At 52.6% G+C, this 17,928-nt stretch carries 11 protein-coding genes; all 11 read left to right on the top strand.

Going from position 1 to position 17,928, the window contains the following annotated elements; all coding sequences use genetic code 11:
* The first annotated feature begins 105 nt into the window (after window positions 1-105).
* The 11 genes from VEZ38_RS20410 to VEZ38_RS20360 all read left to right on the top strand — a co-directional run bounded on the left by VEZ38_RS20410 (window position 106) and on the right by VEZ38_RS20360 (window position 17,926).
* The gene (locus VEZ38_RS20410) at window positions 106-1,221 is read left to right on the top strand and encodes a GntR family transcriptional regulator (protein WP_324896844.1); all 1,116 of its coding nucleotides are present in this window, start codon (window positions 106-108) and stop codon (window positions 1,219-1,221) included.
* A gap of 244 nt (window positions 1,222-1,465) precedes the next feature.
* A complete protein-coding gene (locus VEZ38_RS20405; RefSeq protein WP_324896842.1) occupies window positions 1,466-3,139 on the top strand; it encodes an ABC transporter substrate-binding protein in 1,674 nt (557 codons plus the stop codon).
* 86 nt (window positions 3,140-3,225) lie between these two features.
* Window positions 3,226-5,148: an ABC transporter permease subunit gene (locus tag VEZ38_RS20400; protein ID WP_324896840.1), complete on the top strand. Its 1,923-nt coding sequence runs from the start codon at window positions 3,226-3,228 to the stop codon at window positions 5,146-5,148.
* Between the two features lie 13 nt (window positions 5,149-5,161).
* The gene (locus VEZ38_RS20395) at window positions 5,162-6,037 is read left to right on the top strand and encodes a carbohydrate ABC transporter permease (protein WP_324896838.1); all 876 of its coding nucleotides are present in this window, start codon (window positions 5,162-5,164) and stop codon (window positions 6,035-6,037) included.
* 27 nt (window positions 6,038-6,064) lie between these two features.
* Entirely contained in the window at window positions 6,065-10,072 is a 4,008-nt protein-coding gene (locus VEZ38_RS20390) for a DUF5722 domain-containing protein (RefSeq protein ID WP_324896861.1), read from the top strand.
* A 175-nt stretch (window positions 10,073-10,247) separates the two neighbouring features.
* Window positions 10,248-11,087, top strand: a complete 840-nt coding sequence (locus VEZ38_RS20385) for a sugar phosphate isomerase/epimerase family protein (protein WP_324896836.1) — start codon at window positions 10,248-10,250, stop codon at window positions 11,085-11,087.
* 145 nt (window positions 11,088-11,232) lie between these two features.
* Complete coding sequence (locus VEZ38_RS20380; RefSeq protein ID WP_324896834.1) at window positions 11,233-13,044, top strand: sensor histidine kinase; 1,812 nt, start codon at window positions 11,233-11,235, stop codon at window positions 13,042-13,044.
* Entirely contained in the window at window positions 13,037-14,638 is a 1,602-nt protein-coding gene (locus VEZ38_RS20375; RefSeq protein WP_324896832.1) for a response regulator transcription factor, read from the top strand. Before VEZ38_RS20380 ends, VEZ38_RS20375 begins: the two co-directional genes overlap by 8 nt.
* A gap of 96 nt (window positions 14,639-14,734) precedes the next feature.
* Window positions 14,735-16,084: a sugar ABC transporter substrate-binding protein gene (locus VEZ38_RS20370; RefSeq protein WP_324896830.1), complete on the top strand. Its 1,350-nt coding sequence runs from the start codon at window positions 14,735-14,737 to the stop codon at window positions 16,082-16,084.
* 92 nt (window positions 16,085-16,176) lie between these two features.
* A complete protein-coding gene (locus VEZ38_RS20365) occupies window positions 16,177-17,070 on the top strand; it encodes a sugar ABC transporter permease (protein WP_324896828.1) in 894 nt (297 codons plus the stop codon).
* 13 nt (window positions 17,071-17,083) lie between these two features.
* Window positions 17,084-17,926, top strand: a complete 843-nt coding sequence (locus tag VEZ38_RS20360; RefSeq protein WP_324896826.1) for a carbohydrate ABC transporter permease — start codon at window positions 17,084-17,086, stop codon at window positions 17,924-17,926.
* Window positions 17,927-17,928: the final 2 nt, after the last annotated feature.

Raw genomic sequence — 17,928 nt, 5'->3', positions numbered from 1 at the left:
GCTTTCCGGCTTCTCGTCCGCGACGGGGGCCGGTTCTTTTTCTGAACATGCCTTGAAATAAAGAGATCTAATAAAGTATACTTAAGTTATGAAAAGGAGCGGAGCGTGCAGACATTGAAACTTGAGAAAACCCCGATGTACCAGACCATTGTCGACGATTTAAAGCGAAAGATCGCAGCCGGCGCTTTCGATGTGAACGAACCGTTGCCGACGCAGGTCGAATTCGCGAAAATCTACAATACGAGCGAGATTACGACGCGGCGGGCGTTGACCGAGCTCGCGAACGAAGGCTATATCTACCGCGTGCGCGGGCGCGGAACGTTCATTCGTCTGGAGCCGGACGGGAAACCGAAGGAAAAGGCGATCGCGCTCGAGCGCATCTATCTCGCGCATTCCTCGATTCCGCTCGGAACGTTCAGCCACCGCTTTTACGGAGATCTCGCCGCCGGCATCCAGGAGGTGTGCGAGGAACACGGCATTCGGTTCCACCTGTGGGACGTCGGCCACCGGAACGCGCTGCCCGCGAAAGACGAAAAGACGGGATTCGTCCTGCTGCCGAACGCGAACACGAATCCGGATTTGCTCCGCCGCTGGAAGGAAGAGGTGCGCAAACTCGTGACCGTGCACTTCTTCTATCCCCAGCTTCAAATCCCGTACGTCATCGTCGACAACCTGACAGGCGGCTTCTTGGCGACGCAGCATCTGTTGTCTCTCGGCCATCGCCGCATCGGCATCGTGCTGACGGGGAAGACGGCGCTGGAGATGAATCAAGAGTTTTCGCTGCGGCTGCAAGGGTATCGTCTTGCGCTTTCGCAGTATAATGTCGACTTCGACCCGGACCTCGTCTCCGTGATCGAGATGGACGAGGAGTCGGCGGAGATGGGGTATGCCGGCGCGAAGAAACTGCTCTCGTTGCCGAAGCCGCCTACGGCGATGTTCGTGACGAGCGACTTTAAGGCGGTCGGCGCCATGCAAGCGATTAAGGACAGCGGTTTGCGCATCCCGGAGGACATCAGCGTAATCGGATACGACGATACGGTAATCAGCCCGTATATGGAGCCTAGCCTAACGACGGTGAATCAAAATACGTTGAACGTCGGACGCAAAGCCGCGGAGATGCTGATATTCGAATGGAAACAGCACGAAGAGGGGCGTCTCTTGAAGGAAGAGATCGTCCCGAAGCTGATCGTGCGCGACAGCACGACGGAACTAGATTCGTAACCATAAACCACCTAACGCCGCAAGGCGTTCTTTTTTTCGACATTTTTCAACAAAGTATGCTGAATATATTCAGAATATACTTATTGATTAACAAAACCAGTATGTATATAATGTAAGTAATAAGTATACGTTTTGCATTCCACGCAACTGCGGAGGTGAGCGTAGATTCGGTAGCGTTATGAAAGCGCTTAGATGGGTATTCGTTCCCGGACGAATTCAATCGTTGAAAAGGAGAGGTCGTTACATGCGACTAAAGAAATCAATCTCGTTGCTTCTGATCCTCACGTTGTCGGGCTCGCTCCTCGCGGCCTGCACGAAGTCCGGCGGGGACGCCGCCGAGCAACCGCCTGCGGAGCAACCGACGCAAAAGGCCGAGCCGCAGCCGTCTACAGAGACGCCGGCTCCCGCGGAGACGCCGGAGTTAGAGGGGACGATACGGATCTCGCTCCCCAACGCGTCCGCAGGCGTTTGGAATGCCGTCGCGCAAGGCTACATGGCGAGGCATCCGAAGGTGAACGTCATCGTGGACAACAAACCGTTGGAAGGCTACCGGGAGTGGCTGACGGCGCAATTCGCGGCCGGCACGCCGGACGTCGACTTCGTCGTCTCCAACGAAGTCGCCTCGCTGCACGAAAGCCAGAAATTCGTGGACATGTATCCGTTCTTCGAGAAGGAGAATCCATACACGGGGAAGAAATGGAAAGAGAGCCTCGACCTAGATGCGATGGGCATTAATTACTCCGGCATCGGCGCGGACGACCATCTCTATATGTTGAACTTCGAATCCGTTCAGATCGTCTGGCTGTACAACAAGGAAATTTTCAACGCGGTCGGCATCTCCGATGCGCCGAAGACGTTCAACGAACTGATCGCGGCGTTCGAGAAGATTAAAGCGGCCGGATATACGCCGCTCGCCCTCGCCGGCAATTCCAATTCGATGTGGAGCGGCGAAGCCGGCTGGCTTGTCCGGATCTACGCGGATCAATATATGCGGGATTCGATCAACGTCATTCGCTCCCAGCCGGACGATTACACGTATCTACCGGAAGTGGACGACAGCTGGTCGTTCGATCCGAACGATCCGTACAACGATTCCAACAGTAAAGTCACGAAGAACGACCTTCGCGTTTGGAAGGCGATTCAAGACAAGGCAGGTCCGTTCCAGGTGGCGGGCAACCCGAAATGGTCGGCGTTTATGGAAAACTTGAAGACGTTGTTCCAGTTTACGCCGGACGGATTTTTCGGCGTCAACGCGGAACAAGCGTATAGCTTGTTCCTGACCGGCAAGGCGGCGACTATGCTGAGCACGCCTGGAGCGTTCTGGCAGCTGCCGAAGGACTTCGCGAGCGAAGAAAAGACCGGCGCGCAAGGCGGCGTCAAGCCGTTCGAATACGGATTCTTCAATATGCCGTCGATGGAAGGGCCGGAGGTCATGGCCCCGGCCAGAACGATCCATATTCCAATCGGATTTTATAGCTTTGTCGCGAAGGACGCGAAGCAGACGGAGCTCGATATGGACTTCATGATGTACCTGACGAGCCCCGAAGGGTATAAGGTGTACTTAACCGCGATTCAAAACAGCGACGACGCGGCGCTTGCGGGCTCCCCGGCGCTGAAGGACATCGAGCTGCCGGACGAAATGGCGGCGGCGTTCGCCAACTTTGAGCCGATCGGCAATACGGAAGGGTTCCCGAGCGCAGCCAACTCGTTAGCCCGCGGCGTGTGGGACCATCAGCCGTCGGTACAGGACTGGGTCGGTCTTGTGCAGCGATATTTCGGTGGCCAGGTAACGACCGAGCAATATTTGAACGAATATCAAGCGATCGTCGATAAGTATTTGGAGCCGGCGCTCAAGGAGCGGAAGCTCGAACGGAGCGATTTGGAGCATCCGGAACGCAGACCGCCGGAGCGCAGCTAGAACGAAAATGCATTCGGCGACGAACCGTGCGCGCCGCTCGGCCGACGCGGTTCGTCGCCTAACGCATTCGCGGAGGAGGAGTAGAGATGTCGGTACGCGGCAAAGTCGCGGCGTTGGCGAGCTGTCTCGCGATCAGCGTTTCGCTCCTGATTACGGGAGCGGCGCACGGCAACGGAGGCTGGTCGCTGGCCGAACCGGAAAACATTACCTCTTTGTCGTTGTCCGACGACGGTACGAGGATCGCGGTCGGCAGCTACGGCGCGAAGGCGTATTCCTATCGCGCCGACGGCTCCGAACAGTTCGCGTTCGAGACGCGCAACGTCGTGACCGGCGTAGCGCTCTTATCGGACGGCGGCTTGCTCGTCTCGTCCGACGATCGGCGTCTCTACAAAGTCGACGCGATGGGAAATCCGCTCTGGGAGCTCGACGTGAAGCGGCAGGTGAAGAGCGTGGCGGCTTCCCCGGACGGCGCGGTCGCCGTCTATATCGCGCAAGGGCGATCGACGGTGACGTACTTCGATGTCGCATCGGGCGAGACGATCCGCGAGTCGGACGTCGGCATTACTCCGTCGCATGTGCAAGTATCGCCGGACGGGCGGTTCGTAGCGATCGGCGCTCCGGACCAGTACGCTTATATACTGGATGCGGAAGGCGCGCTGCTGCGAAAACTCGGGGTATCCGGGACGATCGAAGCGATCGGCGTCTCGAACGCCGGCGACGTCGTCGTCGGGACGTCCCGGGGCGAGGCCGTCGCCTTCGACGCGGAGGGGAATCGGACGGCGGTCTATCCGGTGAAGGATGTTATTACGGACGTGGATGTGTCGGCGGACGGCGCGTACGTCGCGGCTTCCGACTTCTCGGGCAACTTTTACGTGTTCGCGGCCGACGGGTCGCCGCTCTGGACGGCTCGCGTCGACGCCGCAGGCCGGCAAGTGAAGTTTAATGCCGAGGCGACGACGTTGTACGCAGGGACGGGCGACGGCGCATTGTTCGTCTACGACGTCGGGGAAATCGTCGCTTCGGCGAAAAGCGGCGCAACGATCCGGTTGTTTTCCATGATCGCGGCCGCCGCCGCCGGCGCCGCAATCGTCGCCTTCGGACTGCTGTGGATGAGGCGGCGGCGGAAACTCGGCATCTTCGTCGAGATGTGGCGGTCGAAGTACAACTACCTTGCGCTTGCGCCGAGCTTCGCGCTTGTCTTCGCCTTCTTGTATTACCCGGCCTTCTCCGGATTGTTCCATTCCCTGTACGACTGGAATCCGGGCGGCCGCACCGTCTTCGTCGGCCTGGACAACTTCGAACGGATGGCGAACGACCCGTACGTCACGAAGGGGCTCGGCAACCTTGCGTTGTTAGTCGTCACGGGCGTCGTCAAGTCGCTGCTGCCTCCGCTTATCGCGGCGGAACTTATCTATCATCTGAGAAGCAAGAAGGCGCAGTACGGGTATCGTACCGCTTTCGTAGCGTCCATGGTGATTCCCGCGGTCGCCGGGCTGCTTATTTGGCAAAACTTGTACGACCCCAACGTCGGACTCATCAATAACCTGTTAGAAGCGATCGGACTGCCCGGCCGCGCGTGGCTGGGCGATCCGAACACGGCGCTGTGGGCGATCATCTTTATCGGCTTCCCGTTCGTCGGCATCTTGCAGCTGCTTGTATTTTACGCAGGCCTGCTGGCGATCCCGGAGGAGCTCGTGGAGTCCGCGAAAATCGACGGCGCCAGCCTTTGGCGCGTCATTCGTTCGATCCATTTGCCGCTCTTGTCCGGCCAATTCAAGCTGCTCGTCATCCTGACGCTTATCGGCATCATCCAAGATTTCGGCGGCATCTTGATCGTGACCGGCGGCGGTCCGATGGATTCGACCTATGTCCCGGCGTTACAAATGTATTACGCCGCGACGATTTTCAACGATCTCGGCTATGCGTCCGCGCTGGGGGTCGCCATGTTCGCCGTCATCCTGGCGATCACGATCATCAATATGAAGCTGATCAAAACCGCGAACGAGTAAAGGAGGAGACCGCATGCATCCCGTGAACACCGCCAAGCTGTCGACGACCGTGCAGCGGAGCCGGTTCTCCGCCTTGTCCGCAGGCCAAGTCGCGTCCTATACGATGCTGACGCTGCTGGTATTCTTAACGCTTGTTCCGATCCTCTTCATGCTGCTCAGCTCGCTGAAGAGCAACGCGCAAATTTTGGGTAATTTTTGGGCGTTGCCCGCGCCGCCGCGATGGGCCAACTACGCCGAGGCGTTCGGGGCGGTCTGGCGTTACATCGCGAATACGGTTCTTTACGCGATCGCGGGCAGTTCGCTCGTATGTTTGCTCTCCTCCGTATCGGGGTACGTTTTCGCCAAGAAGACGTTCCCCGGCAAGGAGACATTATTTATGATGATGCTCGCCATGATGATGATTCCCGGCGTGCTGACGTTAATCCCTTCCTATGTGCTGTACAACGGCCTCGGCTTGACGAACACGCCGTGGGTCATCATTATCGCGGCCGCGGCGGGCGGTCAAATTTTCGGGACGTTCTTGTGCCGCAGCTTTGTGTCCGGCGTACCGAACGAGCTGTTCGAAGCGGCGAGAATCGACGGCGCGCACGAAATTACCGTGTTTACGAAAATCGTGCTGCCGTTGTCGGTGCCGATCCTGGCCACGTTGTTCATCATGCAGTCGGTCGGGATTTATAACGATTACATTTGGCCGCTGCTCACGATTCGAGACAGCAGCATTCAAGTCATCGGCGTCGGCTTGACGGTGTTCGAAAATCAATTCGGCATTAAGAATATGGGGGTGCAATTCGCGGCGTACGCGTTGTCTTCGGTGCCGCTGGTGCTCATTTTCGCCTTCGGCATGAAATATTACATCCAAGGGATGACCCAAGGCGCTTTGAAAATGTAGATGATTTCAAAGGAGGATTCGTAATTGATGAACCGTACCGCCAAGTGGACGGCCGGGTGTATCGCCTGGCTGCTGATTTGCCATGCCTTCTTAGCGTCTTTCGCCGTCGCGGCGCCCTACGATCCGGGACTTACCCCTTCGCCGAACGTGTCCAGCGGCAACGCGATGTACCCCTCGAAAATCATCAACGACTTTAATACGGCCGCGGACGCGGCGACATGGTCGACCGGCGAAAACACAAGAAGCGTAAACTTCGTGACCGGTATCCTGAACGGTCCCGGCAGCGTCTACGAGGGGGCCGGCGCGCTCGAGCAGCGGCCGGAGCCGGTGAAGGTGTACGCATGGCGAACGATATACCGCGAATTCGCGGCGCCGCTCGACCTTTCCGACGCCCGCTATTTGGCGTTCGCGGCGAACAGCTGGGGCTGGCAGCCTGTAGATTACGTGCTCCGCATTCGGCTGTACGGCGCGGACGGTATTCATGAGTCTATCGCGCATATTCAACCGGACCGCTGGCGGACCGTTTTCGTCGACGTCTCGAATTGGTCGGGCCGCGGAGCGATCTCCAAGATGGAACTTTCGTTCATGCAAAATTTCGACCTCGAAGGCGTCGCGCCGGGCGCGCCCGGGTACGACTACTGGGACGGTCGATTCCAAATCGACTATATCGCCGCGACGAACGTACTGGATATGCGATTCTCCAAGCCGGGCGATCCCGAAGGGTTTACGGCTTCGCAAGGCACGGTGTCGGTCGCCTCTGGGGCGCTGCAATGGAATGTTGCCGGTCCGAACGACACGTTGACGTCGGGGGCGTTCGCGGTATCGATCGCCGAGCGCAACGCGATCTCGCTGCGGCTCGCGAACGGCACCCCCGCGAAGCGTATGAAGGTGTCGTGGACGACCGCAGAGGATCCGGATTGGGACGAGGAGAAGTCGAAGCTGTTCGACGTCGAGCCGTTCTCGGGTATGAAGAGCTACGACTTCAATATGTCCAACAAACTGAGTTGGGGAGGAACGCTGCAGTCGTTCCGCATCCAGCCGGTGCTGGCGGACGGGGAAGGGGGCCTCGTGCAAGTGGACGAAGCGGAGTTTAACATATTGCCGCCGCTGCCGCCGGAGACGATCGGCGAGCTGGCGCAGCCGGTCATCCAGGGCGGCGGCACGGTCGTCGCGGAGGGGGCGGTCACGTCCGGCTCGGTCTCGCTCGAACCGAATGCTCGTTTGGTGCTTTACGAATTCCCGACCTACTCCAATCCGTTCGATCCGGCTTCGGAGCGCGCGAAGCTGGCGGAACAGCCGGCCTCGACCAGTTTTGCGTTCGCCTTCCCGCTTGAGGACGCAGGGCGCAGCCGCCTGTACTCCAAATTCGCCGTCGCGCTCGAGACGGACGACGCGACGCTGTGGGTCGATGCGCCGAAGTACATCGCGAATCCGCAGTCGCTCGCCGAGCGTACGTATCCGTTCCCGGAGGCGAAGAGCAAGAAGGGACTTCAGGTGCAATATACGGACGACGCCGAAGAGCTCGGGATCAGCCATGCCGCCTTGAACGTCGCTTACGACCAAATGCTGTACTTAACCGACAGTCAACCGGACAATACGATTCCTTACGAGTTCCAAGGGGAGACGTATTATTTCAAGAAAAACGTCGTCGAGCAACTCGACCGTCAAATCAAAAGTTTGTCCGACAACGACAATATCGTTTCGCTGATCTTGATTATGTACCGAAATCTCGATCCGAGCACGCCGAACCACATCCTGATCCATCCGGATTCGGAGCCGGGCGGCACCGTCTACGCCGTAAACACGAAGACGGCGGAAGGCGTCGGCTATTACGGCGCGGTGACCAGCTTCTTGGCGGAGCGTTACACGCGGGCGGACGAAGCCTACGGACGCGCGGTAAACTACATCGTCGGCAACGAAATCGGCCAGAACAAGATTTGGAACAACATGGGGCCGAAGCTGATCCACGAGTACGTGGAGGACTACGCCCGCACGCTGCGGCTGACCGATACGATCGTTCGAAGCCACTACGACAAGGCGCGCGTGTACGTCTCCCTGGACCACTTTTGGGACGAAAACCTCCCGTCGGATTCTCTTTGGAAGTATGATAATAAGAACATCGTCGACATGCTGACCGCGCATCTGAAGACGCATGGCGACATTCCGTGGAACATGGCGTTCCATCCCTACCCGGAGAACTTATTTAATCCGAAGTTTTGGGAGGATTCTACGGCGACGTTCGATTTTCATACGCAGCGGATTACATTCAAGAACTTATCCGTCCTGGTTGATTATTTGCGCCAGCCCGACTTCTTATATAACGGCGAGATGCGGCGCATTATTTTATCGGAACAAGGCTTTCACAGTCTGGACAATTCCGAACAGGCGCAGAAGATCCAGGCGGCCGCCTATGCGTACGCTTACTACATCGTCGAGTTTCTGGACGGCATCGATTCGTTCATTCTGCACCGCCACGTCGACCATGCCTTCGAAGGCGGATTGAATTTGGGCTTGTGGACGAATTTGCCGGGCGAGACGGCGACGCCGGACCGGAAGAAGCTGGCTTATCATGTGTTCCGCGATATCGATACGGAAAAGTCGCTCGAGGCGACGCAATTCGCGCTCGACGTGATCGGCATCGACTCGTGGGAAGCCGCGATTCCGGGGTTCGATCCGGAGAAGCTGAGCGACCGCGTCGCACCGGCGCAGGCCCCGGCCGAATTTAACGGCGCTTCGCAGGGTGTCGATCCGAAAGCCGTGCCGATTACCGATTTCGAGGACGGTACCGGCGGATGGACTTTCGCCGACAACAGCAACGGCGTCTCGCTAACGGCGGACGACGCGTACGAGGGAGCCTCCGCCTTGCGGGTGTCCTTCAGCGCGTTGTCCAAAATGTGGCGCGGCGCGGACTTGAAGCTATCGGCGCCGCTCGATCTTACGAATACGCCGGTGCTCAAGCTGGCGCTGAAAGTGCCCGGGCCGTTGCCGGACCGTACGTACTACGCGAAAGTGAAGGTGTACAGCGGTTCCACAAGCGCAGAAGCGGTCGCGGCCTTGCCGAATCCAGGCGAGTGGCAATCGATCGCGGCCGACTTCCGCGACTTCGACGGCATCGGCGCGGTGGATCGGATCAAGGTATGGATGTCCTCGCCGTCGACGGCCAATTGGAGCGGTTCGTTCCTCATCGACGACGTGTCGTTCGAGCGGAAGGGCGAGGCGAACGAATCCGTCGCGAACCTGGACATTACGCCGCGCCTCTTAGCGGATCCGCTCGGCGTCGGTTCGACCATCGAGGTCACTGTTACGAATCACGACGACCAAAAACTATCCGGCGAAATCGCGGTGACGTCGGCGTATGCGGCCTTCTCGCCATCGACTTTGGACGTGAACCGCGTACAGCCCGGGGAGTCGAAGACGTTCTTGTTGTCCGTCGCCGACTTCGCGCCTCCGCCCGCCGGAGGCAACGTGACGATGACGTTCGCGTACCGGGAGACGGCGCTTACGAAGACGATCGGCGCGGTAAAACCGAACGGGGAAGACCAAGTTCCGGGTCACGTCGAGCTGCTGTACAACTTCGAAACCGGTCTGCAAGGCTGGGAGGCAGCCGAAAACTTGGCGGGCCTCCGGACCGTCGAAACGTTCCCGAACGGCCCGACGAAGCCGATACTCGGCAGCTACGCATTGAGCGCCAGATCCGCGGTCGTCGCCGCCACGGCGTGGAAGACGGCAATGGTTGCGCCGGAAACGCCGATCGATATGAGCGAAGCGCATACGTTCTTCTATCACATCGACTCCTACGGCGGCGTTCCGAACGCTACCTATGAGACACGAGTCCTCTTGTATGGCGCCGACGGTACGGTTCACACGCACATTCAGGCTATGCAAGCGGATCGGTGGAACCGGATCGCGACCGACGTCAGCGGCTGGGCCGGCCGGAGCGCGGTGACGAGGATCGTGATTAGTTTCCGCGCCGTAGGCAACGATATGGCCTGGAATCCAGAGATTCAATACGATTACATTGGTTACGAAAAATAATCGATCTGTCATCGAGCGTGGCAGTGTACAAAGCGGCGATCCATCCTCATCGGATTCGCCGCTTTTTTCCCATTGTCCGAGTACGGCTTCTCGCGTACTTTCTTTCTACGTTGACCGGCGCTTACAGGTAGAGTACCTTTAAAGACGAAGCGTGTCACAGAAAGGGTGGAAACGAATGACGGTAGGCGTATTGGCGCACCTGTTCGGAAGCAAGCCTCATCATGAATTGGCCCGGGACATCTCGGCTTTGGGCTTTGGCCATGTCCAGTTGGCGCTTTGGAAGGCCATTAGCGACTTGGACTTTACCAAGCCAGGGAAGCTGAGCCCGGGCCTTGCTTCCCTGATCGGGGAGCAATTCGACAAACATAACGTAAGAATATCGGTTTTGGGCTGTTATTTGCACCTCTTCGACAGAAACGCGGATAAGCGGCGGGAAAACGTCGAACGGTTTAAGGAGCTGCTTCGTTACGCGAAACAGTTCGGCTGCGGGATCGTTGCGGCGGAAACGGGCGTCAATCCCGGGGGCGACTATACGGAACAGGACTGGGACGCGATGAAGAGCACGCTTGCGGAACTCGTAGAGGAGGCGGAGAAGTGGGGCGTCTTCGTAGGTTTGGAGGCGGCGCACGGCCATTTGATCGGTACCGCGTCGGAGCTCAAGCGGATGCTCGACGAGGTGCCATCCTCGAACGTAGGCGTCGTGCTGGATCCGGGGAATCTGTTGACCGTCGATAATTTCGCGTCGCAGGACGCGGTCATCGAGGAAGCGTTCCGGTTGCTCGGGGATCGAATCATCGCGGCGCACGCGAAAGACTGCCTTCTCGCGGAGAACGGACGGGAGCTCGTCGCGGTGGCGCCCGGGTTCGGCCGGATGAATTATGAGCTTTATCTCAAGCTTCTTCATCAATACAAACCGTTCGTTCAGATCGTCATGGAGCAAGCGACTCCGGCGCAAATGCCGCAATCCAAGCGATTTATTGAAAAAATTCGAGAGTCGTGCGAACGATCCCGGTAAACCATCTTGGGGCGTCTACCTGATCTCACCTTGCATTTTACATGCAAGGTGAGATTTTTTTCTATTTTGAAATTACGTTGCTAGGGTTTAGTATTAAATACTAGCCAATGAGTTGTTACAACCTGTCGAAAAAAGAGGGGTCTTTATGTTTTTCTCACTACGCTCACGATTAATTGTGCTTATCACCCTATTGCTGACGGTTCAGCTAGCCACCATTGTTATCGTAATTAACCAAGAGGCTAAACAGACGATCGGAGCATCCATCGAACAATCCGTAGAACAAACAATGATCCAATATACATCCTATGTTCAATCCATTACGACACAAATCGACGATGTCGCTCATCAGATCCTAAGTAACGATGTTACACAAGAGTGGGTTAATACAAGGATGAACAACGCTTTGCCACAAGGGGAAAAACTGCTAATGGATGCCGAGATGAAGCGTTATATTTCCTCCGTAGCCTTGAATCACTCTGTCATTGTATCTATTTCGATTTATGACGACAAAGGCTCTGTATTAGGTATTGGCGATCATACCTATATGGAGAAGGATTATTTCCGGAGCGACTGGTACCGAAACGCGGAGGACAATCAAGGGTGGTCGATCTCGCATCTTGACCCGTTACAGCCGAGATATCTTCAAAATGAACCCGTGAACAGCTACGTATTTCCACTCGTGAACCTGCAGACGTTTACGCGCATCGGTGTGATTAAGATCAATTTCAAAACCTCGTTGCTAGAGCAGCCGCTTCAAAAGATTGCGATCGGCGATAAGGGTATGGCCTTCTTGATGAATCGGAAAGGCGAACAATTATTCATGCATAAGGATGAAACCCTAATTTCGGAAATATCAAAGAAAATCGCATCCAATCTAGATCGGACAGCGACCACGTCGAATCAGGTGATGCGGGACACGATTTACGAAATGGGCGACGAGAAGACGCTTTTTTACCTGCCGTTAGATCAGACGAATTGGGTTCTTGTATCTGCGGTATCCGACAAAGATCTATTCGAAAGACTTACACGTTTACAATGGTTCTTATTTCTATTAGTCGCTGTGCTGCTCGTTGTGTTTATCGCATTAGCCTCTTGGCTAGCTTCCGGTATCGCTCGGCCCCTCTCACGCTTAGCGGCGGCTATGAAATATGTCGAATCCGGCGATTTCGACGCCGTCCATTTCGCTTTGTCCAAAGTCAAACGATCTCGCAGTGAGATAGGATATGTTACTAACGTATTCGATCGGATGCAGCGAAGAATCAAACATTTAATTAAAACGGAATACCAAGCGAACTTGCACCGGCGGGATGCTCAATATAAAGCGTTGCTCATGCAAATTAACCCTCATTTTCTATACAATACTTTGGAAGTTATCAGTAGTCTAGCCGCCCAAGGGGAGAAAGACCGGGTTATCGATGTCACAGAGTCGCTAGGCAGTATGCTGCGATCTTCATTGAAGCTGAATAGTGAATTAATTACATTAAAGGATGAATTAGAACAGGCCAAGCACTATCTCAACATTATCAGCATCAGATTCGGAGACCGCATTACTTTAGAGCTCGATGAAGATAGGGCTGTCTTAGATGGAAAGACGATAAAATTTATACTACAACCCCTTATAGAGAATGCGATGAAGTATACGATGGATTATAAAGAGACCGGCCGCATCTTCTTATCGATCGGCAAGCGGGAGAGTAAAATTAAAATTAGCATCGAAGATAATGGGATCGGAATGTCATCCGAAACGATACAAAGCATTTTATATGACAATGAAATGAAGGAAAGCCCGGATCTCCTGTCTTCAGTGGGGAAAAGGATCGGTTTAGGTAATGTTCTCGCACGTTGTCGCCTTTATTATGGCGAAACGTTCGAAGTAGATATTCAATCGACACCCAACCTGGGTACGTCCATTTCACTCTATTTTCCATATGTCACGAAGGATGATTCTAATGTATAAAGTAATGATCGTCGATGATGAGGAGCAAATTAGAAAAGGTCTCCATTTCAAAGTGGATTGGAACGCCATGAATTATGAAATCGTCGCCGAGGCCGCTAACGGGGAAGAAGCAGTCTTTATCCTAGCGGACACAAAAGTAGATGTTATTATAACCGATATGAAGATGCCCAAAATGGACGGGATTCAATTAATCAATCACTGTTACCAATATTATCCGACAATCAAAATTATCGTCCTGTCGGGTTATGACGACTTTACCTTTGTCAAGGCTGCACTCCAATGCAGAACCCAGGACTACCTTCTTAAACCCTTAATCCGGAAAGAATTAATCGAGCTTCTATCCAAGATAAGGTCGGAGCTTGATGCTGAGAAATTAAAAATACTGCAGGAACAGGACAAAAATTATAGATTATCGGTTTTGCTTCAAGCGAGAAAAGAACAGTTTCTAATGCAAATCATAAAGGAAGACTGGGACCCTCAGATGATGATGTCAAGAGCGGTACAACTCGAGATCGAATCCGATCGATGGGTCGCATTCGTTTCATTGGAAGTTCGAGTCCAGCCTAATCGCTTAGGCAGGGAAGAGGAGGGGCTTCATTTATTCAAGGAAGCGTTTTATATGCTATCTAGGGAACTTGCCCAAAATTTTCCTCATCCCGTGATGCCTTTTCTGGATACGAACTACCCTATGATGATGCACTTTATGGTAACTGCCGACCCATCCCGACTGCAAGATTTATGTCCCGAATTACTAGACTATATGCAATATCACATCGAAACTTTGCTAAAGGTCGAGAGTTCCGTGGGAATAGGCGAACCGGTCAGGGGCTTGCACGCATGGAAACAAGGTTATGCATACAGCCTACTGTCTTGGAGCAAGAGAGCTTATGAATGTAAGGATCTTCCCCCCCATGCCGGGCCATTAAAAGAGGTAGTATCGGTTTCTTGGGACCAGGAGAAGAATATGATTGTTTCTCTGGAAACAGGCAATCTGGATTCGTTCCTAGGACAGCTCCATGCTCTTATTCCCGATGAGGAATCGTATTCAAAGTTAGCATTCCCCATGCTTTATTTACGCCTGATTCTAATGATGGACACGATCGTTGCTAAATACAATATCAAGCTTACGACAGCTCAAACAAAGATTCGAGTTTCCCCGGAATTGGTATGGCAATACAGTACAAAGCGTTTGCTAATTGACCAGGTTACAGCGGCCGCTAACGAATTAATCGCTTTACTTGCGGCTAAGGACAAATCGGATCACGGGAACACCATCGCAACGATCCAGCAATACATTGACAACAACTTTGCACTTCCGCTTAATTTGACCTTTCTATCGGAACGCTACCAAATGAATGCTACGTATTTGTCGGAGAAATTCAAAAAGGAGACGGGTCATACGTTCAGCGATTATTTAACGCGGATTCGTATGGAGAAGGCAAAGACCCTGCTGGCGGACCCTCAGCTAAAAATCGCAGACATTATTGATTTAGTAGGCTTCTCCGACCCAAGCTATTTCTCAAAGGCTTTTAAAAAGTACACAGGAGTAAGTCCGAATCAGTTTAGATCCCGGCACATCGAGGAACCGAAATAAGTCACATTTAACACCCGATAAAAGTTCATTCAGTTCTGTATATGCCGTTGCTATAGTAGAACATGAAAGTTACGCAAACGAGAGAGGGGCGACGGTATGAAAAAATCATTTTCTGCAAGACGGTTTCAATTCGGCATCGTGATGTTGTCGGCCTTGTCAGTATTGTCAGCATGTTCGACCAATGCAATCGACAGCGGCAGCGCCAAAGATAATGGGGAAGGTGCCGTAAATGATTCGGGCAAAGAGATCGTAGAGTTGACCTATTGGAGAACCGACTTCGAGCCTGATGCAGGGACGACGAAAGCTTTAATTAAGAGCTTTGAAGAGAAGTACCCGAATATTAAAATCAACATGGAATTAATTCCGACAGGCGAGTATGAAACGAAAATCAGGACGGCGCTGGCAGGAGGAGAGCCGCCTGATATTATGGCTTTAGACGGTCCGAATCTTTACTCCTACGCAGATCAAGGCGTATTGCTAGAACTTGACCGTTATTTGGAGGAATCGGGCCATAAGGAGGATATCGCTAAGCCGGTCCTAGACAGCTTAACATACAAGGGAAAAATTTACGCAGCCCCCCATAACGATTCTAGTTTAGCTATGTTCTACAACAAGAAGATGTTCGAAGCTGCCGGGATCCCGCTGCCATCCAAAGATCCTGATGAAGCTTGGACTTGGGAACAGGTACTCGAAGCTGCTAAAAAATTGAATAATCCCGAAGCGGGAGTCTACGGTTGGAACCCAACGCCTTGGGGATTTGCAGGACATGAAGGGGCTCCGTATTCCGAAATGACTTTCATTTGGCAAGCGGGCGGAGATATTCTTAGTCCGGATGCCACGACGGCTAAAGGCTACTTGGATTCCGCTGAATCTAAAAAGGCACTTGAATTTTGGAGAACATTATACAATGAGCACAACGTAGCCCCTAAAGAGTTGCCTCAAGACGCTTTCGCCAATGGAAATGTTGCGATTCACATTGACGGTGCGTGGGGGATTGGTTATCTAAGCGCAAATTTCCCTGATTTTAAATTAGATGAGGATTACGGCGTAGCACCGCTTTGGAAAGATGCTAAGCAGGTTACGCCGAACGGCAGCTGGAATATGTCCATTACCGCGAAGACGGAGCATCCTGAGGAAGCATGGACTTTTGTGAACTGGGTCACTGGGGTAGAGGGCGCCAAAGTATGGTACGAACAAACGACCAACCTGCCGGCTAGACTTTCCACTGCCGAAGCGTTCCCGGAATTGAACGAGTATCCAATGAATATCTTCGTTGAACAATCGGCCAAATACGCCAAACCTCGTCCAAGCACGCCGGCGTATCCAACCGTTAGCGAAGCGATTAGAGAGTTATTTGAAGATGTAGGTTTAGGTAACCGAAATGTGGATGAAGCCATCAACGAAGCTGTTAACAAGATCGAACAGGGCATCGCCAGATATAAATAACTTGCGTACTTGCGGCCGTTGAAGGGTGGGGAGGAGAAACTTCACGTTTCTCCTCCTTTTTCTTATTTTCTAAAGAGAGGTGAGGCAGCGAAATGAGAAAAGTTATCCCTTACAGCTATGGGAAACAAGAAGAACAAGCGGCGCTCGGATTTATCCTGCCTGCAACACTTCTTTTGATATTATTTATTTTTTACCCGATGTTTCGAGCATTCGTCATGAGTTTTCAGAACGTTATGCTGTTAAGCAACACCAGTACCTTCGTTGGATTAACGAATTACGTGAATTTAGTTCAAGATCCGTTCTTTATCCGGAGTATCAAAAATTCGTTGTATTTTGCTGTCGTAGTAATTCCTGTTCAGACAGTAATCGCGTTAGGTCTGGCTTTGCTGATTCGAGGAAAATTCAAAGGCATCGGTATTTTCCGAACGGTATATTTTCTACCAGTCGTCGTGTCGTTTGCTATCGCCGCAACGATTTTTAAACTCATTTACAATAAAGATTATGGGTTTCTGAATATTATTCTGCAAGCATTCGGCTTTCCTGGGGTAGAATTTTTATCTAATCCCGATACGGCCATGATTGGCATTATTATTTTATGTCTATGGAAATCCATGGGGTTATTTATGGTTATTTTCCTTGCAGGTCTTAATAATATCTCAGATTCCTACTATGAAGCTGCTCAAATTGACGGCGCAAGTAAAATCAAACAATTTTTCTATGTGACATTGCCATTATTACAAAGAACGATTGGCTTCGTTATCATTATTACGACAATGGATGCTTTAAAAATTTTTGTCCCTATCTATGTTACCACGAGCGGAGGACCTGCCGGAGCTACGACTACGGTAGTTTATTACATTTACGAAACTGCTTTCGATCAAATGAATATCGGATATGCAAGCGCAGCCGCTTTTCTATTCTTCGTTGCAGTGCTGCTGATTTCGTTGATCCAATTGCGAGTATTCCGATCCGATGTCGAATATTGATAAGGGGGTTAACGTGATTAATCGACTATTTATATATAGCTTCCGCTATGTTGTCATGATTTTATTTTCGGTCATCGTCTTATTGCCGTTCATTTGGATGTTTTTCAGTTCATTTCGAATGCATGAAGAAATTTTCAAATATACGAGTTTTCAGTGGCAACTATTTCTCCCCGTCGATTGGACTTTTCATAACTACATTGATTTATTTACAGATCCGTCCAAGCCGTTCGGTCGCGTAATATTAAATTCCTTATTGGTATCTTTAACCGTTACAGCGTTAGGCCTTCTTGTGAATTCATTGGCCGCGTTCGCTTTCGGAAAATTGCATTTCAGAATGAAAAAATATGTGTTCGCACTGTTCCTCTCCTCATTAGTTATACCGTATGAGGTGACCATGATCCCTCTGTACATGTTAGTAAGGGATCTAGGTTGGATTAATTCTTACGAAGCTCTAATTTTTCCGCAGATCGTTTGGGTATTTGGTGTATTTCTACTGACTCAATTCTATGCGGAAATTCCAAGAGACATACTGGATGCAGCTCGGATGGATGGGGCTACCTGGCTTCAGGTCTATTGGAGGATCGCAGTGCCTACTGCGGTACCGGCTATGATCACGCTGGCTTTGCTTACCTTCTTAAACCAATGGGATGCCTTCCTTTGGCCGCTTATTGTTATTAACGACGAGAAGAAACAAATGATCCAAGTGGTTATCTCCTCCTTTCAATCCTTGAGGGGTATTTCCTGGGGTAAGATATTAGCCGCTTCCTCCGTAGGGTCGATTCCGATACTCGTCTTGTTTTTATTCTTGCAAAAATACTACGTTCAGGGAGTTACTCAATCCGGTGTGAAAGGTTAATT

The organism is Paenibacillus sp., assembly GCF_035645235.1.
GTDB lineage: Bacteria > Bacillota > Bacilli > Paenibacillales > YIM-B00363 > Paenibacillus_AE.
Note: the sequence above shows the minus strand (reverse complement) of the source record. Positions and strands in the feature narration are given on the sequence as shown.